Below are 19665 nucleotides of genomic sequence, written 5' to 3'. Positions count from 1 at the left end.
TAAGCCCTTGATTTATTTGGCTCCCCCGGACGGGCTCGAACCGCCGACCTAGTGATTAACAGTCGCTAAAGACCATGTTTCCATGTATTTCTGTAGGTTGCAGAACATTCCTAAATGCCCGATTATATTGAACTTTATCACATCTTCCGTTCCTGGTTGTTTCATTCTGTGACCTTATGTTGCGGAATTCAAGTGACCACAAAGTGACCACGAAATTATGTTTACTGACAAATCGATCAAAGGACTTAAGGCAAAACCGTCGGCATATAGACTTTATGAAAAAGGGCCCGATAAAGGCTTTGGCGTCAAAGTGACGCCAGCTGGAAGCGTAACCTTTTTTATTCAGTATGCAGGTCCAGATGGTAAACAAAAATTCGCAAGCCTAGGACGGTATCCATCGATTAGCCTATCTGAGGCAAGGGATAAGTGTCGTGAACTGAGACGGGAGATCGATCGAGGGATTGACCCACAATCCCGCATTGAGCTGAGACTTGGTAGCGTAGCCGATTTGTTTGATTACTACATCAAGCACATGGTTGATTCAGGAAAGCGAACTTTTGAAAAAGTCGAGGCCGATCTTCATTACAACTGTAAAGACATTTTGGACTTACAAGCCAAAGACGTAACGCCAGCCCATATAAGAAAAATACTTCACACCATTATTTCGCGAGGCTCGAATGTTCAAGCTAATCGGATTCGATCATACTTAAGAAGAGCATTTGAATTAGGGGTTTATCATGATAACGACCCCAAAAACCTATCAAATGATTTTACCTTTCAAATACAAACCAACCCTGTCGATGCAATTCCAAAAGATACCAGTGCGGAAGTTGCTGGAGAAAGAGCATTATCATTTTCCGAAATAAAAGTACTTTGGAACGAAACATGCCTTCTTGAGCAATTCCATCTGGCTACAAAACTATTACTGCTATATGGCTGTCGATCTTGGGAGCTCTGCGGCGCAATGAAACATGAGTTTGATTTTGACACTATGATTTGGAGCGCCCCGCCAGAGCGAGTGAAAAACGAACGCTGGCTGATATTACCTATTACTCCGTTAGCTAAAAAATTACTTGATAAATTATGGCCGTATTCTGGAAACTCTGATTATCTTTTTCCAAGTCGATATAACGAAGAAAAACCGATACACAAAACGTCTTTGGCTCACGCAATCACGCGAATAAGCAGCATCGATACTTTTACCCCGAGAGATTTAAGAAGAACAGTAAAGACTCGTATGGGAGAAATTGGCATTGAAAAAAGCATCAGAGATAGGATACAAAATCATGCTCTAAATGATGTAAGCTCAAAACATTATGATAGATATGATTATTTACAGGAAAAACGAAGCGCCTTACTAAAATGGGAAAACCACTTAATCGAGTTGAATGGAGATAAAAACACGTAGTGTTGATTTTTATTAGATCAATAAAAAATTAGCCCTTAGTTATTTGTTGGTTCAATTCAATCACAGAATTTTGTTCCTTTTTCCTGCCATACCGAAAACTCTAGAGGACGCAAGCCGAAACGGATAGCATTTCCCGCATGTAACGTTTTGAGTTCGTTTTGTACCAAAATAATAAATTTCTGCTTGTCGTCCTGAGACACGGAATTCGGAGTGCCAGCCAAGATCGATGCGTCATCTGTCTCCAGTCCATCCCGGACAATGGCTCGTATCACTTCAGCCAGTTCGTTTCGATAACGTAATCGAACGATGTCCGGCGGCACGAGCTGCTGCTTTACGGCCACGTATTGCTGGCATGAACGCTCGTACGCCCAGATATAGACATCTCTCAACAATTCAATTCGATTAAGCTCATAGACACCGAGGACCGCGTCCACGTAAGCCTGTTGAGGCACATCGATAAAGGACAGTGGACAGAGATTGTGTTGAATCAGCGGGATGTTGGCCGCCAACCGCGAAACCCGTTTGTTGACGTCTTCGAAGGGTTGCAAGTAAGGCAAATGCACCATCAGGAAAAACGATTGTTCAAACGGATCGTTGATTTCCGCCGCCATGGTCATGACAATCCCAAACAACTCCTCAATCCGTTGCGGCATCGCAATCGGCAAATAGACACTGCCGCCGATATCGACCGCCCGATTGCGCAGGCGGCCACAACTCATCGGATCTGCCAACAAACCATCCGATAAAAAAGCATGTAAGGCAACGATGGTTTCAGTTGTGACGCCGGCATGCTCGGTATCGCGTACCAAATATTCAATGGCCGATTTGTGATTGAGGATCATCTGGGTTTCCATGACATCCTTCCCGTCAGCGGCCTGACCGAATTCAATCAAGCGTTCGGTATCCAGTCGACTGTAGGTATTGCCTTCCAATCGGGAAGAAGCCCAAGAAAGGTCGATGAGCAGGCGATTCAGAATGTCACGGGCAAAGGTTCCTGCCGGGGTTTGCTCAGACGGCGACCTGCCCAGGGTATGTAATTGTTCGCGTAAACCAGCTGATAAGTAATAGGTGTGGTTTGGATAGTACTGCCCCAGGAAATCCGGTTGGTAGCTGACGGGAGGCCTTTGAGTTCGTGGTTGACGAATAAAGAACTTGATCTCTTCGCCTTCAGGCGAAATGGGAATGTAAACTTCGTCAACGCCATGCCGGTTTGAGTCATCCACACCATCAACTGTGGCGATACCCGTACCAGGCTTTACTACTTTATACTTCAGTGCTCGTCCATCGCCTTCGCTAACAATGCGACGCTCTGCCACCAATGTGGCCAATCGACGTTGTAAAGTGCGGCCCTTAATTTCGAAATCTAGCCATTGCGCAATGTCTTTCGCGCCAATACCTTCGGGATATTGAGCAATCAGCTTTTCGATTCGTTCCAGCTCTTCTGATGGGACTATTTTTGGCATGATTTCATTTTTTGTGTCGCGATTAGTTTTAATGCGCCATTTAATATGTCATTAAACCAAAAATCGCGCCATAAAAACATCTTGGTTGCACGATTAAACTTAATCCAACTTCAGCCCGCTCCAGTCATCACGCTCCGTACCGACCGCAAGACTAAGCAAGGCCAAAATCCGATGACTAGCGAAAAACCGCGAAAAGAGGGGTTTTTCGAGCGTATAGAATTTTTGGCAACGTCGTAAACTCGCATCAAGACCATTACGGCGAGCTTGCGATGTGCAATATTCCTTCAAAAAACCTTAAGCTTCAGTTTCCATTTCAAAACGTTGTTAAACATATACGGATTGGCATGTTTGTCGGCTTTTGCATCATCAGCCAACCCATGGAATCAATGGCTGATGGAGCCGTTCAAATAAACAGCAGCAACCAACAGTCTCCTGGTTCAAAAACCACATTATGGAACACGCTATGGGGCCATATTGCTCGGAGACATGGCATTGACCCCTACATTCTCTATGCCGTTGCGCTCACCGAATCGCGAAAAAACGATGACCAGAATAAAGTCATACCCTCGCCTTGGGCCATCAATAACGCTGGCAACGCCTATATTCCTGGCAGCCAGCAGGAAGCCGAAGCATTGCTCAATCAATTGATGGATCAAGGTAAACGCAATATCGACGTTGGCATGATGCAAGTCAATCTTCGGTGGCATGGCCACCGTGTTGCGAGACCAGAGCAACTCTTGATACCAAGCACCAATCTCGAAATCGGCGCAAGTGTACTCTCCGAGGCCATCCAATCAGTGCCTGGCAATCTTGCACATGGCATAGGCCGATATTACAGTTGGAAAAATGAGCCGGCAGCCATCCAGTACGGACGGAAAGTTATTGCCCTGGCAAATCAAATTCGTGCAATTCTTTAGCCAATCGAGGATTGCAGAATGGATGAGAATCTCTACAAACTCAATCTCGACTACCTTATCGTCGCTCAATCCTTAATTTTTTCCGGCAGCGAACAGAAAGCCATGTTCTGCTTAGGCTTAACGACCGAAGCGGTTTCGTTACTCCGAAAGATGCCACTCGCACAATTAAAAAGCTTGGCTAGAAGTGATTGCCTGACCTTTGTCCCCCGTTTCAATCCTCATAAATGGAGCAAATTTCTAAACGTCGAAAAAAATGAAGATCCCAATGCACTCGACGCACGAACCATCGAACTCCTGACGCTTTTGTCCTCCCCTTCACCAGAGTCATGAGCGACCATTGCCCTTTTGCTGCTCGACTCAAAGATCAGTATTGGGCCTATCAATTGCTGAAACGAAAGTTGCGTACCAAATTGGCCAGCCGGGTCATCAAAACCCTGCGCCCTAAAGAATTGTGTAACCTTTACTTTTCGATGCACCGCGAAAGCCCAGTGGCGGGACTGGTCCCCAGCATTATGGCAATGCCGCAGTCACGCGAGTCGTTTCTTTACATGGCCCTATTTGCTTCAATCTATCGAAGCGCTTGCTCAGGCGCTATCAGAGCAGAAATAGACCTAAATGCCATGGTATTTGCCTGGGACACTTTTTGCGCATTTTATCCAAACCATATTCAAGAACGCCGACCGTTTGGCCGCATACGGCCTGCGAATTTCGATGAAGCCTGGATTATCATCGAGGCTCTGAAAGACGGTCTCGCTGAACTACCTTACTGTACGACCTGCCATACACCTTATTTGGTTATTCATGGCTGTAAATACCAACAGGTCTGCCAAATGTGCGTGCTAAACCAAATCCCTAAATCCATAGCGATCAACGAGGAACTGATCCTAGGGACAGTCAGACCTAGTTACTTAGTCCCATAGCGGTCGATTCGTTGTCAAGGCAGGTCGATCCCACTTCACATTGTTGCATCAATTTTCATTCATAGGCTTATAATCCACCCATCCAATCTTCCTATGTAATCAGGCTATGAAAACAGTGAATGTCAGCGGTCTAAAGAACAACCCTAGCGAAGCGTTACGTATGGCTCACGATGATATGGTTCTGGTCATGAATCGAAACGAACCGGATGCCGTGATGGTCGGCCTCAAATCCGCAAAAATCATTGGTATGCCGGGTGTGCGTAAAGCCTTGGCAACGGCACTCTTCAAGGACGGCAATCTGTCCCTTGCCCGCTCCGCCAAACTGGCCGATATGCCATTGGCCAATTTTATTGCTCATGTCTCCCGCTTGGGTATCCCCGTCATAGATCAAACGGCCGACGAAGTTGGGGATGATTTAGACACCCTGGACCAGTGGCTAAACCAAGCCTGAACGCTGATGGTCAAAAAAGTGATTGTCGATGCCAGTCCATTGATTGGACTGGCGTTGGTGGATGGTTTAATCTGGCTACCCCAGTTATTTGGCCAGATTTTCGTACCCGAATCGGTGAAACAAGAAGTGTTACCGGGCAAATCGGCGCCGGGTGAACAATCGCTGGCTCGCGCATTCGATTCGGGTTGGTTAACGGTATGGCATGAATCCATCACACCTTGTTTAGACATTGATCTGGACGCTGGTGAAACGGATTGCATCAACATCGCGCTATCGTCACCCGAAAACTATTTGCTGATCATGGACGAACGTGCCGGCCGGGCTGTGGCTAAAGAATATCAACTCCAAGTGGTCGGTACTGCCGCTGTCATCGGGCTAGCCAAAAAGCGAGGTTTGATTGCGTCGGCTCGAGCCGTTTTTGAAGTCTTGCACCGTTCGGATTTTCGAATTTCGGCTACCGTGATCAACAAAATTTTAGCAAGTGTCGGCGAGTAAACCGTTCGATATGCAGGTCATCTTTCTTTGCCTTGTTGAAATAGCTTTGATTTAAAAAACCTACTTGGAGCGTTAGTTCATTCGCGATAGGATTGCCCAACCCCTTAAGCATGGAGAATACAATGTCTTCACAGTCATCACTCTCAGATCGGTTCAAACGCCCCAGCCAGTCGATTCAATCTCGATCCAATCACTCAATGTTTAATGGCCGTCATGCAACTGTCGATTGCCCCGAATGCCATCGAATCATGGTGCCGCGCGTCATTACCTATTATGGACAACCAACAAAATCGATTTGCCCATTTTGCGGCGCAACGTTTGCGCGGTTTCCGAGTGGATTACAGAAGTTTTTGCAGCGTTTTCATACCCGCACATTAACTACAAAGCACTTTAATTTTTTTAGCTTGGCAGCTGGATTATTTGGATTAACATTCATGGGCAGTTCAAAAGACATGCTGCCTGAAACACTTTCTACATTTGCCCTTTTTGGTTTCGTTACTTTTACTGCTCTAGCATTAGCAGAATTAGTTTTTCAGTGTATTGAACAATTGGCAAATCGTCTTTCCCATGAAAGTAATTACTATTGGGCTACCTTAGTGTTTGTAGCCTGGGTACTGGGGAGTATTAACAATGAACTTACCGTACCAATTATTATGCTCTCATTTGCCATGATTCTGCGAGGGCTTATTGTTGGTTTTGGACAAATTCTTCGCAACAAATAATTCATGGTTCTTAATAATTAATTAGTCCTCTAGCTCGATTAAAGCTACTAATCTGATCTATAAGATCCATGCGATTTTGGCCGGCTGCACTCATCAATAACTTTGAAATATTGTTGCCATCAATGTCTCCTTCCTCTTTGATCAATTGTTGTTTTGCTGCGGCCAAATTTCCGCTATATCCTCCACCAACTGATATTCCAGCGAATGCTTCAAACATTGCTGCTCGGTAATATGTTTTTTGACTTGGCGTTAATTTGTCACCGATTTCATTAATTCTTTGGTCTGCCCAAGCCTGGGTAGTTTGAATAAAACCGGAGTAAGATTTAGAGGCTCCGTATTTTACGGAATCCCAAAAGCTTGCTCCGTTCGAGTAAGCTTCTGTAGTATTTGAAGTAAATTCTTTAATGCTTTCAGCACCAGAAGAACCCACGGCTTCGATATTCTTGGCGGTATTATAAATACTCCCTCCCAGGTAATCGTATGTTGCCTCCGCTACCGAAGGCGTGTCATTGGCCGCTGCCGCAATCGATTGCCTAAAGTGCCCCGCTTTGACATTCGCCAATTGACCGAAACCTTCTCTTGAATTTTGTTCACGCTCTGCCAAATTACGATCATGTTGTGCGTCGATATGGGCTTCGCCGCCGGCAATTTTTTCCGTCGCTGAACCAATATGCGCCTGAGCACGCTGATTTAGCAATTCGGTTTCAGCGCGTGGGTCTTTGAGATTGGCCTGTTCGACTGATGCCTGAACCCTGCCAGCTTCCGGAGCGCTGGCTTTCAGGGATTCATTCCGGCTGGCATTCCAGCTTTGATCGGCTTGCGGCGCATTAAAAGCATCGCCGAGCAGTTGATAACCCGAGAGTTGCGCGTGGTGCGATTGCTGATCGTCCAGCGTGCGGTAACTGGGTGAGGAGAAGCCGGTCAATAACGACATACCAGCGGCGGCATAGGCCTGATCGGCATCGCTAATCCAACCGGCGGCTTTCCATTGCGAGGCCAATCGCTGTGTATCGCCTCGCAAACCGTATTGATCCAGCGTGCGATCCAGGCGCTCCATCAACCTGTTGTCATTAGCGATTTTGTAACCGGTTTCCGCCGCGCCGAAACTGGCTTGCGTTCCGAAGCGTTGTTGGGCCGATAGGGTTTGTTGATAGGATTCGCTGGCGGATACCGCGTCGGTTGCACTGTGTTGCAACGAAGACAGCGATTGATTTTGTAAGCCCATGGACGCCACATTACGGGTGCCGGTTTGCGCATCTAGTGCCAGGCTTTTCGCCAAGCCGGCTTGATAACCCTGACTGTCGTTGACGGTCTGGCTGATGTCGGCGGCAATAGCATCGGATTTATCCTGACTGACTTTGAAATCGTTTTGCAAGCGACCGGAGATTGCGCCGCTCAATTGGTCGCTACCCAGCTTGGCGCCGGCGTTGGCGCTGCCGGCAACCAGTGCCGAGAACTGATCCGCGGAAATACCGGTGTCTGCATGCTTCTTGGCGAAGGCTTCACCGAACTGACGATTATAGGCATCGGTATAACTGGAACTGCTGGCGATTTGATTGCCCAGCGACCGACTGTCAAAGGCATCGCTGGTGATGCTGGCCGATTTCGAGGCCGTGGATGACACGCTGTGCATGAAGCTGCTGGTGGCTTGTTCCGATGCGGAATAGGCCGACGACACGGCCGTACTCATGTCCTTGCCGGCGGTAAAGGTCGGCAGGACCTTGTCGACTCCGGTTTGGGTGACCGCCGACAACGGACTGTATTGATGTTGCGATTGGGCATTCAAGACCGGTGCCGGGCTGATCACATCGGGCGTGGCGATTTTCTCGTTCACGTAATCCCCGCCGTCCATCCGTCCCAGGAAATGCGTCGCCGTTACCGCACCGCGGTAGATCAGCATCAAGGTAATGGCCGGCGTCGACGCCGCCAGCATGCCGCCGATCGACAGCCATTGCTGCAACTCCATGTCCAGCTGATAAATGCCCATCATTGACGGCAAGTTGTAGGTAGCGGTGGTCAGCGCCGCCATCTTGCCGGCGGCCGACATCTGGATGAACAGATTGATCACCGCCAGAATAGGCATCCACAATTGGATCCACAACAACATCGAGAAGTAGCCGATATTCATCCGGATACCGACATTGCCCAGCATCACCACGAAGGCCATGATCGGGGCAATGGCATAACTCAAGCCTTCGATGAAGGCCATCATGGGCCGTACAATCTTGGCAAACAGGGTTTGCTCGGCGGCCCATTGGGTATTACGTTGCTGAATCGCTTGCTCGACCATCGCCGCCTTGTTCCAATGCAAGCCGTCCTCATGCCGACCGATGACGCCTTTCTCGAACATCGGCATGATAGCTGACATCAGCATGTAATCGGCCGCATCGATAACGCCGGGACCGGCCAACGCATCGAATGCATCCTGGATTTTCGGCACCGTGTCGGCCGCCGCCGGTACGCCCAAGGTCGGTTGCAACAACCCTTCCAGCGCTGTCGCAAAATTGCCATTGGCCACCACGCTCAAATCGGCCCAGGCATCCGTACAGGTTTTGGTTTGTGGTTGCCCTCCGACATAGATTTGGGTCATATAGATGTCGGAATCGAAGCGGATGGCATTCAAGGGATCGGCATCGCGCAAAATGGCATCTACTGATTTCTGGTTTAGATCGACACTGGTTAAGGTGCATTCACGCACGTAATTAGCAAATGAGGTTTCCATATCGCTGCCGGCATTCGGCACGTTGGCCGCCCCTAAATTCACCCGCGACAACAAATTCTTCCGCACCGCCGTCAAGGTCTGCAAACTGTCGGCAAAACCATTGCCGGTCATCGACGGCGTGCCAAAGCCCTGCTCAAACAAGCGTGTGGTTCGATAGCCCATGTTCGACATCACGCTACCCACGACTGCCGGACCCAAGGGTACATTGTCGACCACCACCACGCTACCGGTATAGGCATCCTCGATCGACACCTGCACCGACGGCGCATATAGCATCAACCACAACACGTAAGCCAACAATAAATCCTGATAACGAATGCCACGACCATCCCATTGCAACAACGCCCGCAGCATGACGATGATGACGCCGATCAAACCACCCACGGCTGCGGCAGTGCGGTAATCGCCGGTACCGGAAATCATCGCGATCGCATTGAGGACGGCTTGCAAATAGGCGGAATCGCCCACGGAGAAGATTTCAAACATGGGCGGCCTGCCTTTTAAACAACGTGGGTGAAATGCATAGCTTGGAGACGGAAGTAATGAGCGTTTAAGGACTTGGCCAAGCCACCCCGGAAGCCGGCAATTGCGCCACCGTGCCGTAGTGCTTGGGCTTCACGGTGGTCATCAATTGCTGGTAAAACGCCATCAAGGTTTGTGGATTGCCGTAGCGACCGGCGATGGTGACGTATTCGTCCTGGATTTGCTCCCTGGCATCCTTCAAGGCATCCATCAGCAATTTGGCGTAGGCATGGTCATTCATGTGTGCGGCGGTTTGCACGGCAGTGAGCAATTCGTTGACGATTAGCTGCGCCAGTTCCAAGGCAATCACCGGCGCCGCTTCTTCGGCCCACATCCTGGCAATGCCGGCATCTTCCCTTGCCAGGTTATGGATCATGCCGCCGATGGCATCCGGTACGGTTTGCATGAAGGCTTTTTCGCTGTCGGTGATTTGACCGCTGTTGGTCGAGAATTTGTAAATCAAACCGTTGCCGGAATTGGCCGATCCTAACAAGATCTCCATCACCCGTTGCTTCAAGCCCACCAGATTGACGTTCTGGACAATGGGTTTGAGGCACTGATCGGCATCGTGTCCATCCGAACAGGTGTACATCCTGACGGTTTGATAACTATTTCCGGCGTCATTGCCGTACATCAGATCCTTGATCCGCAGCACTGGCGGCGGCGCGCTGATGGCATTGTTTTCGCCTTTGCCGTCGGGCGCGGCTTGCGGGGCATCGACGATCACCGTGCCGGAAATACTCATCGCCGCTTCCAGCAAACTGTTGCCACCAAACCGAAACCAACCGCCGGCATTTTGATTGACCAAGGCCCGCCAGACCAGATTGCCCTGAATGATCTTGGTCATGTCGGCAGGGTCGTTTTGCTTGACCTGCTGTACCGGATCGCCCAAGGTACTGGTGTTGGTCCAGCTGGAAAACACATCCGAAATGCCTTGGGTAAATGAGGCATTGGACAAATTGGTCTTGCTTTGCAGATCGAAGGCTTTGACCGTATCGTTCACCAAGCCTTGCGCCAGCCGGCAGGAATTGCTGAACATCTGGTTCATTTCCTGGATTTTCTTTTGCAGATCGGTCATCACCGAGGCGCACCAGGGACACATGGCACCGACCGCTAACTGGAACGCATAGCCCGCCGCATTGCCCGCCACGTTGCGCATCAATTGCACGAACTGGTTGAAATTGATGAAACTGAAACTGCCGGCGAACAAATCGATGCCTCCGCAGCCAGCGCTGAACGACGGCGGCACGAACGAAACCAAGTTGGTGTTGGTGATGCCATTGCGAGCCACCAGGCTGCCGCCGGTAATCACGCCACGGCGCTGTCCCAAATGGGCCGTTGGGGCTGTGAAATTGGTCATGGTGCCGAACATGCTATCCATTTCCTGTTGCAGGTCGGCATAGGCTGGAACGGAGCTCTCAACCAACAAAATCAATACGACGACTTGGCGATAGCGTAATCGAACCGTAAACGACGTCATGGCGTGCTCCTCATTTGCGCACTGCGTTGCAATGCCTGGATCAGTGACAGTGGATCTTGAGTGACCGCAGGGCTGATGCTACCGGCGGCCGGTAACAGCATCGGCGTGTTACGAATACCCTGAGTGGTTTGGTATTGCGAGGCATCGATCCATCCCGCTTCCTTGGCGGCCAGCAGAATCCGTCCGGTGATTTCTTCCAACGACAACGCGCCTTGCGCCAACGGCACAATTTGCTTGGGCGGTTTCATCATGAACAGCGCCGGGGTTTGTTCGACGCCCAACATCGCGGCCTGACCGTTATCCCGTTTGAACTCACTGAAAAAGCCGTTCGGCATCGGTAAACCATCCAACGACACGGGATAAATCTTGAATCCATAAGCGTTTTCCAGCATCGCCAGAATCGGTGCCTGGACATGGCAGTAAGGACAATCGGACCGAAAGAAAAACAGGATTCCTGCTTGTGCAGAAATCGCTTTCAAGGCACGCTCGGCCACCACGCTGGCTTGATGATTGGCTTCATTGGCCGCATAAGTTGCCACCGGCCGGCGCACCGTTTCATCGAGTTGTGGATCTGACATCACCACGTAGCGGGCGGCATTGGTAAAGCGCTCTGCTTTGTCCATCATCACCCGTTGCAGGTAATAAAACGCGGCGACGTTTTCGGGACTCGGATCGTCGATGGCCTGGTTCAGGTAATGCTCAAGGTTTTGCTTCAACCAGGCCGAGGATAGCGGTTGGGGCTCTGCAGAGGGCTGGGCTTGTGTTTTTGGTTCAATTTCAGCCTGAACGACGCTGGGCGGTTTGCTGTCAGGTTTGGGCTTTTGCTGATCGTCTTGAATTTCGGGTTGGGCATTTTTAACCGGCTCAGGCAACACCTCATACCAAAACCAGCCGCGCTGCTTGTCGACGAAATAGGAAACTTCGGACGTGTCGTCCTTACCCATCGCCAGCGAGGCTCTGAGACACAAGCTCAAGATGATCGGTAAAGAAATGGCATTTCGGTTCATCGCGCCATTGTCCGTCAGATTTTCCCAGCGACTTTTGCAGCTGACGACGAAAACGCCATCAACTGCAAGATGGTTCGAAAAGCTATCGCAGAATCCGACCGTAACGGCAGACGATCGCAAATTCGGCGTCAACTGCAATCGGCATCCCATGTCGGTTGCCTAAAATGCCGGCGTTATTGCGAACGAACGATGGCCCGCAAATCCCAATAGGAAATCGACTTTCGCTTTACCTACGCTAGTAGGGAAACGAGGCAACGGTAATCGGCCTGAAAGCCGAAGTTATTTCCTAGATATGCATGAATCACGCCATTTTGCCAAGGCAATGCCTAAATGAACCAGCCAGAAAATGACAGTGAAATGCCTACTGCGGTAGGCATTTAAGGTGCAAATAACTATGCACTAAGGCGCTTTCCAAGTCTCTCAATTAACAGAAAATCCCGTTAGGCATTGTCCATGTCTATCCCTACAGTTAAGTACTAGGAAAATTCATGTCCAGCGAACAACCTGTCAACACTCAGTCCACTCTCACCGAACAAGACCTACTGCATTGGACCCAAGCCCGCTGCGATCATCTCCAGGCACAAGCCAAAGTGCTGGTCGATGATTATTGGCGCCAATTGAAAAGCCAGCGCCAGAAACACAACAAAAGCGAATCGGGCCGAATCGGCGTCCGCATCCGCTGCCGGGAAAACCAACGTGCATTCAGCATCGAGTGGTACCGCATGGCCACGTTGCGGCAAAACGGTCAAACCAGGCCAATTGCGCAGTACGTTAAGAAAGGCCGTGGCTATCGTTATCCGCTCGGCAACCTGCTGAAGGGGGAGCCTGTCTGGGAGGCGGAATTGGTCGAAGAACTGGAAACCGAGTTTGCTCATATTCGGCAACAGCTCGATCAGCTGGGAAAAATCCGCGATGCGGTGCAGCGTTATTGCAGGGTAATTGAAGCCGTACAAAAGCAAGCATTACGCGAATAAACCAGACTGGTATTTATGGTTCCCCTTCGGCCATATGCAATCAACTGTCGTTTGCCTCAAGAATTTGAACGGTTTGTAACTGACTATTCCTTGGGGATCAATTATTCCTGAGTGATGACCAATCAATGCTAGAAAAACCCAATTGGTGCGAATCATTACAATAATGGAACATTTTGAATGATAAGCCCCTAGCAGTCTTACCGTCGGCTTCGCTCTAAAACATTACAGTACTACTGGTTTTTATTGTAAAAACAATTCACTAATCATCGATTCAATTCCAGAATTATCTGTGGCGGACAGTGGTATCAATTTTGCTTGGCACATCGTTATAGTCTCTAATATATTACGAAGCCAGACATTCATGTCTAATGGATGAGCCGTTTGAACAATTTCTATACTTTAACTTTAGCCAAGGAACCACTATGAAGTTTGCCAAACACTTTCTGTTCGTTGCTCTAACCCTGCTTTCCATTGCGGCGCAGGCGGAAAAAATCACCATCGCTGCCGCGTCCGATCTTAAGTTTGCCATGGACGAGATTATTACCGGCTTCAAGCAAGCCAATCCCGACGACCAGATTGATGTGGCTTATGGTTCATCCGGCAATTTCAACACCCAAATTCAACAGGGTGCGCCGTTTGATTTATTCTTCTCTGCCGATATTGGTTTTCCCCGCGAATTGGTCAAGAACGGTTTGGCGGCTTCCGAGGTTAAACCCTACGCACTCGGGCGTATCGTGTTGTGGAGTGCCAGCATGGATGCGACCAAAATGTCGATGGCCAGCCTGAACGACCCCAGTATCACCCGCATCGCCATCGCCAACCCCAAACATGCGCCTTATGGCAAACGGGCCGAGGAAGCGCTCCGCGCATCGGGCCTCTGGGAACAAGTGGAGTACAAGCTAGTGTTTGGCGAAAACATCGTGCAAACCACACAATTCGTGCAGACCGGCAACGCGCAAGTGGGGATTATTGCCTTGTCGCTGGCGGGCAACCCCGAATTAAGCCAAAAAGGCGGTTACTGGCTAATCCCCGACAATCTGCACGGACCGTTGGAGCAAGGCTTTATTATCAGCAAACGGGCCGAAAACAATGCCTTGGCCAAACGCTTTGCCGAGCACATGAGCAGCGCCGACGTTCGCGCGGTGATGACTAAATACGGTTTTGTATTACCGGGCGAAGCGGTAGCCCACTAACATGAGGCCGTCGCTACGCAATACCCAAAGTTTCATTGCGGGCTCATTGATTGGCACATTGGGCGGCTTAATCGGTTTGGGCGGCGCTGAGTTCCGGCTGCCCGTATTAGTGGGATTCTTCAAATTGCCGACCTTGGAAGCCGTCATTCTGAACAAGGCCATGAGTTTGGTTGTGGTCAGTTCGGCTTTGATTTTTAGAGCCGGCCACATACCGTTCACCACACAACTGGCACACGTCGATGTCAGCTTGAATCTGCTGGCGGGCAGTCTGGTTGGCGCTTGGTGGGCGGCGGGTCATGCCATGACCATGCCACGTACCTTGCTTAATCGCATCATCATGTGGCTGTTGGCCGGTTTGTCGGTACTGATGCTATCCGAAGCTTGGTTCGATTGGCGCAACCCTACCGACGCTTTGCTCGATGACGATCTATCGCGCTGGATGCTGGGCCTGATAGCAGGCTTTGGCATCGGCATGGTGGCGGCCTTGTTGGGTGTGGCAGGCGGGGAGTTGCTGATTCCGACCATCGTGCTGCTGTACGGTTTGGACATCAAACTGGCGGGTAGCCTGTCTTTGAGCGTCAGCCTACCCACCATGATCGTCGGCTTCGCCCGCTATACCCGTTCCGATGCCTTCGCCATCTTGCGCCGGGAACAAGCGTTATTGGCCTGGATGATTGCCGGTTCCATTCTCGGCGCGGCCATCGGTGGCTTTTTGCTAGGACAGATACCAACGAATCTTTTATTGACGCTACTTGGCGCGATTTTGTTGGTATCCGCCATCAAAACCTTTCAACACAATCACTGACCGATTAAAACCATGATTTTGACCGATAGCGATTTTCAAGCGGTCTGGCTGACGATTCGCCTAGCAGGCATCGTCACCTTGATTTTATTAATGTTCGGCACGCCGCTGGCGTGGTGGCTGGCCCGGACAAAAACCAGGTGGAAAGGCCCGATTGGCGCCATTGTCGCCTTGCCCTTGGTGCTGCCACCTTCGGTATTGGGTTTTTATCTGTTGCTGACGATGGGACCGAATGGGCCGCTGGGCTACATGACACAAACACTGGGACTGGGCTTATTGCCGTTTACTTTTGGGGGGCTGGTAGTGGCATCGGTATTTTACTCGCTGCCGTTCATGGTGCAGCCGTTGCAAAACGCCTTCGAAGCCATTGGCGACCGGCCGTTAGAAGCCGCCGCCACCTTGCGGGCTTCACCCTTGGATGCCTTTTTTACCGTGGCGATACCGCTGGCGTTACCCGGTTTTTTGAGTGCCAGTATCTTGACCTTTGCACATACCGTCGGCGAATTCGGCGTGGTGTTGATGATAGGCGGCAATATCCCCGGCGCTACCCGCGTGGCATCAGTGCAAATTTACGACCATGTCGAAGCCTTGGAATATGCGCAAGCCCATCAATTGGCCGCGATGATGCTGGTGTTTTCGTTCCTGGTTTTGCTGTCGCTGTATATTTGGCAACCGAATCCGAAAAAGTGCTGACGGTATGGATATGATTAACGCACGTTTCCGGATCGATTGGCCGAGTTTTACCTTGGATGTCAATCTGACCATTCCCGGACGCGGCGTAACGGCCTTATTCGGCCATTCTGGTTCAGGCAAAACCACTTTACTGCGCTGCGTGGCTGGCCTTGAACGGCCATCGCACGGTTATCTGTCCGTCAATGGCCAAATCTGGCAAGGCGAGCAGGAATGGAAGCCTACTCACGAACGGCCAATTGGCTACGTGTTTCAGGAAGCCAGTTTGTTTTCGCATTTAACGGTTCTGGGCAATCTGCGTTATGGTTTAAAGCGGGTTGCTGGGTCGGAACCAGCTAAACTGGATCAAGTGATCGAGTTGTTGGGTATCGGCCATTTACTTGAACGGAAACCGGATCGCCTCTCCGGGGGCGAGCGCCAACGGGTTGGGATTGCCCGAGCCTTGGTCGTCAACCCTCGAATTTTACTGATGGACGAACCGCTGGCGGCTTTGGATGTCAAGCGCAAGCAGGAGATTTTACCCTACCTGGAACAGCTCCACGACCAGTTGGATATTCCGGTACTCTACGTGAGCCATTCGCCCGATGAAGTGGCCCGGCTTGCCGACCATTTGGTGGTCATGGATGCGGGCAAAGCGACGGCAACCGGACCGTTGGCCGATATTCTGGCCCGAATCGATTTACCCATTCACTTGGGTGAAGACGCCGGAGCCGTACTCGCAGCGGAAATAGGCGCAGTAGACAGTCATTGGCAACTCGCGCGGGTGGATTTTCCCGGCGGCAGCCTGTGGACGCGAGACCATGGTTTACCGGTCGGCCGCCGCGTGCGTGTCAGAGTGCTGGCCCGCGATGTAAGCATGGCCAACGCACCGCCCAGCCACAGCAGCATTCAAAACGTTTTGCAGGGACACGTGGATGCCATCGGCGAGGATGAACACCCTGGACTTGCGTTAGTGCGGGTGTCGATAGGCGGCAGCCAATTAGTTTCTCGGTTAACGAAACGGGCGGCCTTTGATTTAGGCCTAACCATCGGTCAAGACGTTTGGGTTCAGGTTAAATCGGTGGCGTTAATGGAATAGAGGGATACTTGATTGTCATGAGCGACAATTTCTTTTTTAAGGACAATTCTCCCCTGATACACCATTCATAAACCCCAGATAGCCTCTGGCAGTTGGCATTGGCTTTTTGGGCTTTGGGTTTTGTCTGTCCGAAACGACTAAATTTAAAGAATTAATGTCTGCTTTTTTATTGAATGCAACTGACGCACACTTAAAGAGATCGGATGACAGGCTGCTTGAGGCCGAACCACGACGGCCAAGGGCGATGATGCCATAGGCGACCAAGTGACAAACGCCTCACTAGCATTCGTTTCGAAAACAAAATATGTAATCACCAGTCCCTTTATATAGATTAAATAAAGATTATATATAGATTAGCACCCTCGATTTTCAGTCTAAAATAATCGCTGAAGCCAACGAATATCAAGGCCTGCAGCGATTTTACAATTTGCTCTAAGCGTCGGTCTAATGCCGTGTCAAACGTCGGCCTAATGCCGTGCTTTTTGTCGGTCTAATGCCGTGCCCGTCGGTCTAATGCCGTTACCTTGTCGGCCGAATGCCGTGCCTCCGTCGGTCTAATGCCGTATCCGCGTCGGCCTAATGCCGTATCGAGAGGCTTCGACCGACCCAAAATAGCGTCGGTCTAATGCCGTGCTTTTTTAGTGCTGCTGCTCGTCCAGAAAACGCTGTTGACTGGGCGTCGGCTGGCGTTTGATCTTCACGATATCATCAGCGAATTCAAAGCTAGCCAAAGTGCCAATACTTACCAAGGCTTCCAACGCTTTACCCAGCCGATATTTGAAATCGCGCAGGGTTTTCGAGCCACTGCCGCTGAGTCGGTGAATGGTGGTAATTTTCATCGGAAACGGGGCCGCATGGGACGACAAGAATCCGTGCAACCACAAGGCCAAGGGTTGCTTGCGCAATTTCTGCCGCTGTTCGAATTCAATGTAGGTGTAGCCCTCTTCGAACAGGCGCAGCATGGATTCGGTCAATTCCACTACGTAGCGCTGCGTCCGTTCATCACGGTAATAGCGCAAGAAGCCTTTTTCACCGAAGGCATCCCGGCCGTGAAAAGTGATTTCGACAAAGGCGCCGCCCAGGCGGGCCATAGCTTCTTTCAACCATTCATGTTGGCTTCTACCACTACCGCGCCCCAATGCCGTCAACAGGGCATGAGCGCTGAAGGTCACGCTAAATCCCGGTAATTGTTGCCTTGACAAGTGCACGATCTGCATCCAAACATCCAAATCCGATTGATTGAGTTGTATGCCGAGGTAGCGAACCTCAATGCCATCGACCGCAGCCAGCAGGGTGCGTTTTTTGTAAGCAATGCGTTCCTTACCTTGGATGCCGGCGAACAATGCGCTCCGTAAACAGGCATTGGGCGTTCCGCGGATTGCCGATGGCCAATTGGGTAAAGACTTCAAGGGTTCGACAACACGCAATTTGGCCTTTTTCCGCTCCGTCAGAGATTGAAAACGTTCGGTGAGATTATCGAGCGAATGGTTGGTGGTATTTCTGTCCATGACGACCACCTCACTTCTTCAGGCTGCCAGGATTGCAGCCATGGCTCAGCACGTTGTGCGGAATTGGCATGGTTTTGACTAAGGCCTGCTCCTGCGGTGTCATATCGAGCTGATGATGGCAATATTTTCGCCAGGCGCGTTCGATGTCCTGTGCATCGTCATCCGGGCTATCTGGAATGTGCCGCGTGCTGACATTGAGACCGCGATCTAGGGTGTCGTCATTTGCAACGTAAACACCAAGCGGCTGATCGATTTGCCTAACGACGTGTTCCAGCGCTGCAGCTCGCAGCACTGAACCGCCTAATCCGCGTGCCTGCCAAGCATTATCCAGGCGCCAGGGTTGTTCAGGCTGAACCGGAACAATCGATTCGATGACGAACTCACTGACGGAGACATCAGGCCGATTCAGTGAAGTGCAGGCCGAGCCGCACACTGCGGACATAAGACAATGGATTACGAGCGATTTGGATTTCATGAGAGCTCCAGGGGTAATTAAAGGGAGCTCGTTACACTAAACACTCTTTTGCGAGGACTGCTTGCAGCTGAAGTCAAATTCGTCGTCAGCTGCAAGCGACGATTGAGAAATTCGCGGCAAGATGCGGCGTTATGGAAAATACGCCTTCGACTCTCATTGCCCGCATCCGCCAACGTCTGTTTGGCGTCGAGTCCGCGCCTGTCGGTTCGGTTGCGACAACGATGGATGAGGACGTGCCGCGTTATCCGCCGTTCATGAAGGGTCTGCCGGCTGCGCCTGTGGAGCGCATCCTGTCCAGTCAAACGGAGTTGATTGCGGCCATCGAACAGGCGCTGGCCATGCCGGATAGCCTTTATCAGACCATAGCCGCGCCGGTCATACGTCGCTATGCCGCCTTCAGCCACTTATTGCCGGCGTCGGAATCGCATCACCATCGCGGCGCCGGCGGCTTATTTCGGCATGGTCTGGAAGTCGCCCATTGGGCGACCTTGGCTTCCCAAGGCAGTTTGTTTGCGACGTCAGCATCACCCAAGGAACGAAAAGCACAAGAATTACGCTGGCGTCTGGCGGTCTGTTTTGCCGGGCTGTTGCATGACATCGGCAAACCGGTCGCCGATATCGCCGTGGTCGACGCACAGGGGCAACATACCTGGAACCCTTGCGATGAAAACATCACCGACTGGGCTGTGCGACATCAGATCGACCGATACTTTCTACGTTGGAGGGATAACCGCCATAAACGCCATGAACAGTTTTCGGCGTTGGTAATCGAGCGCGTCCTGACCCGCGAAGCGCGCACATTCATTCTGGAGTCCGGCCCCGACATCATGCAGGCCAT

The 19665-nt window shown here is 50.8% G+C and carries 19 protein-coding genes; 13 read left to right on the top strand and 6 right to left on the bottom strand.

Going from position 1 to position 19665, the window contains the following annotated elements:
- Nucleotides 1-217 precede the first annotated feature (217 nt).
- On the top strand, nucleotides 218-1408 hold the full coding sequence (locus A1355_RS21180) for a tyrosine-type recombinase/integrase (protein WP_064031273.1): 1191 nt from the start codon (nucleotides 218-220) through the stop codon (nucleotides 1406-1408).
- Nucleotides 1409-1464: 56 nt separating this feature from the next.
- On the opposite strand, the gene A1355_RS21175 is transcribed toward A1355_RS21180, so the two are convergent.
- A complete protein-coding gene (locus tag A1355_RS21175; RefSeq protein ID WP_064031272.1) occupies nucleotides 1465-2871 on the bottom strand; it encodes a Fic family protein in 1407 nt (468 codons plus the stop codon).
- A 269-nt stretch (nucleotides 2872-3140) separates the two neighbouring features.
- On the opposite strand from A1355_RS21175, the gene A1355_RS21165 reads away from it, so the two are divergent.
- The 6 genes from A1355_RS21165 to A1355_RS25415 all read left to right on the top strand — a co-directional run bounded on the left by A1355_RS21165 (nucleotide 3141) and on the right by A1355_RS25415 (nucleotide 6376).
- Nucleotides 3141-3788, top strand: a complete 648-nt coding sequence (locus A1355_RS21165; RefSeq protein WP_064031270.1) for a transglycosylase SLT domain-containing protein — start codon at nucleotides 3141-3143, stop codon at nucleotides 3786-3788.
- A gap of 18 nt (nucleotides 3789-3806) precedes the next feature.
- The gene (locus tag A1355_RS21160) at nucleotides 3807-4118 is read left to right on the top strand and encodes a flagellar transcriptional regulator FlhD (protein WP_064031269.1); all 312 of its coding nucleotides are present in this window, start codon (nucleotides 3807-3809) and stop codon (nucleotides 4116-4118) included.
- On the top strand, nucleotides 4115-4708 hold the full coding sequence (locus A1355_RS21155; RefSeq protein WP_064031268.1) for a FlhC family transcriptional regulator: 594 nt from the start codon (nucleotides 4115-4117) through the stop codon (nucleotides 4706-4708). Before A1355_RS21160 ends, A1355_RS21155 begins: the two co-directional genes overlap by 4 nt.
- Before the next feature lie 106 nt (nucleotides 4709-4814).
- On the top strand, nucleotides 4815-5159 hold the full coding sequence (locus A1355_RS21150) for a UPF0175 family protein (RefSeq protein WP_064031267.1): 345 nt from the start codon (nucleotides 4815-4817) through the stop codon (nucleotides 5157-5159).
- Nucleotides 5160-5177: 18 nt separating this feature from the next.
- Nucleotides 5178-5654 carry a DUF3368 domain-containing protein gene (locus A1355_RS21145; RefSeq protein ID WP_231883752.1) on the top strand — a complete coding sequence of 159 codons (477 nt, stop codon included), beginning with the start codon at nucleotides 5178-5180 and terminating at the stop codon, nucleotides 5652-5654.
- A 122-nt stretch (nucleotides 5655-5776) separates the two neighbouring features.
- Nucleotides 5777-6376, top strand: a complete 600-nt coding sequence (locus A1355_RS25415) for a hypothetical protein (RefSeq protein ID WP_064031276.1) — start codon at nucleotides 5777-5779, stop codon at nucleotides 6374-6376.
- A 10-nt stretch (nucleotides 6377-6386) separates the two neighbouring features.
- On the opposite strand, the gene A1355_RS21135 is transcribed toward A1355_RS25415, so the two are convergent.
- The 3 genes from A1355_RS21135 to A1355_RS21125 form a co-directional block, all read right to left on the bottom strand.
- Nucleotides 6387-9584 (bottom strand): conjugal transfer protein TraG N-terminal domain-containing protein, encoded by a 3198-nt coding sequence (locus A1355_RS21135; RefSeq protein ID WP_064031265.1) that lies wholly within the window; start codon nucleotides 9582-9584, stop codon nucleotides 6387-6389.
- Between the two features lie 64 nt (nucleotides 9585-9648).
- Nucleotides 9649-11100, bottom strand: coding sequence for a conjugal transfer protein TraH (locus A1355_RS21130; protein ID WP_064031264.1), 1452 nt, complete (start codon nucleotides 11098-11100; stop codon nucleotides 9649-9651).
- On the bottom strand, nucleotides 11097-12107 hold the full coding sequence (locus tag A1355_RS21125; RefSeq protein ID WP_231883751.1) for a conjugal transfer protein TraF: 1011 nt from the start codon (nucleotides 12105-12107) through the stop codon (nucleotides 11097-11099). Before A1355_RS21125 ends, A1355_RS21130 begins: the two co-directional genes overlap by 4 nt.
- 488 nt (nucleotides 12108-12595) lie before the next feature.
- Between A1355_RS21125 and mobI the strand changes: the two genes are divergently transcribed.
- The 5 genes from mobI (at nucleotide 12596) to modC (ending at nucleotide 16844) form a co-directional block, all read left to right on the top strand.
- Complete coding sequence (gene mobI, locus A1355_RS21120; RefSeq protein WP_064031263.1) at nucleotides 12596-13081, top strand: conjugative transfer protein MobI(A/C); 486 nt, start codon at nucleotides 12596-12598, stop codon at nucleotides 13079-13081.
- Nucleotides 13082-13503: 422 nt separating this feature from the next.
- Nucleotides 13504-14274 (top strand): molybdate ABC transporter substrate-binding protein, encoded by a 771-nt coding sequence (gene modA / locus A1355_RS21115; RefSeq protein ID WP_064031262.1) that lies wholly within the window; start codon nucleotides 13504-13506, stop codon nucleotides 14272-14274.
- 1 nt (nucleotide 14275) lies between these two features.
- On the top strand, nucleotides 14276-15079 hold the full coding sequence (locus A1355_RS21110; RefSeq protein ID WP_064031261.1) for a sulfite exporter TauE/SafE family protein: 804 nt from the start codon (nucleotides 14276-14278) through the stop codon (nucleotides 15077-15079).
- A gap of 12 nt (nucleotides 15080-15091) precedes the next feature.
- On the top strand, nucleotides 15092-15769 hold the full coding sequence (gene modB / locus A1355_RS21105) for a molybdate ABC transporter permease subunit (protein ID WP_064031260.1): 678 nt from the start codon (nucleotides 15092-15094) through the stop codon (nucleotides 15767-15769).
- A gap of 4 nt (nucleotides 15770-15773) precedes the next feature.
- Nucleotides 15774-16844, top strand: coding sequence for a molybdenum ABC transporter ATP-binding protein (gene modC / locus A1355_RS21100; protein WP_064031259.1), 1071 nt, complete (start codon nucleotides 15774-15776; stop codon nucleotides 16842-16844).
- Between the two features lie 638 nt (nucleotides 16845-17482).
- Here modC and trfA read toward each other — a convergent pair.
- Nucleotides 17483-18352, bottom strand: coding sequence for a plasmid replication initiator TrfA (trfA, locus tag A1355_RS21095; protein WP_064031274.1), 870 nt, complete (start codon nucleotides 18350-18352; stop codon nucleotides 17483-17485).
- A gap of 10 nt (nucleotides 18353-18362) precedes the next feature.
- Nucleotides 18363-18827, bottom strand: coding sequence for a hypothetical protein (locus A1355_RS21090; protein WP_064031258.1), 465 nt, complete (start codon nucleotides 18825-18827; stop codon nucleotides 18363-18365).
- A gap of 131 nt (nucleotides 18828-18958) precedes the next feature.
- Between A1355_RS21090 and mobH the strand changes: the two genes are divergently transcribed.
- A partial coding sequence (gene mobH / locus A1355_RS21085) for a MobH family relaxase (RefSeq protein ID WP_197471873.1) occupies nucleotides 18959-19665 on the top strand: 707 nt, incomplete at its 3' end.

This window comes from Methylomonas koyamae (assembly GCF_001644025.1).
Lineage (GTDB): Bacteria > Pseudomonadota > Gammaproteobacteria > Methylococcales > Methylomonadaceae > Methylomonas > Methylomonas koyamae_A.
Note: the sequence above shows the minus strand (reverse complement) of the source record. Positions and strands in the feature narration are given on the sequence as shown.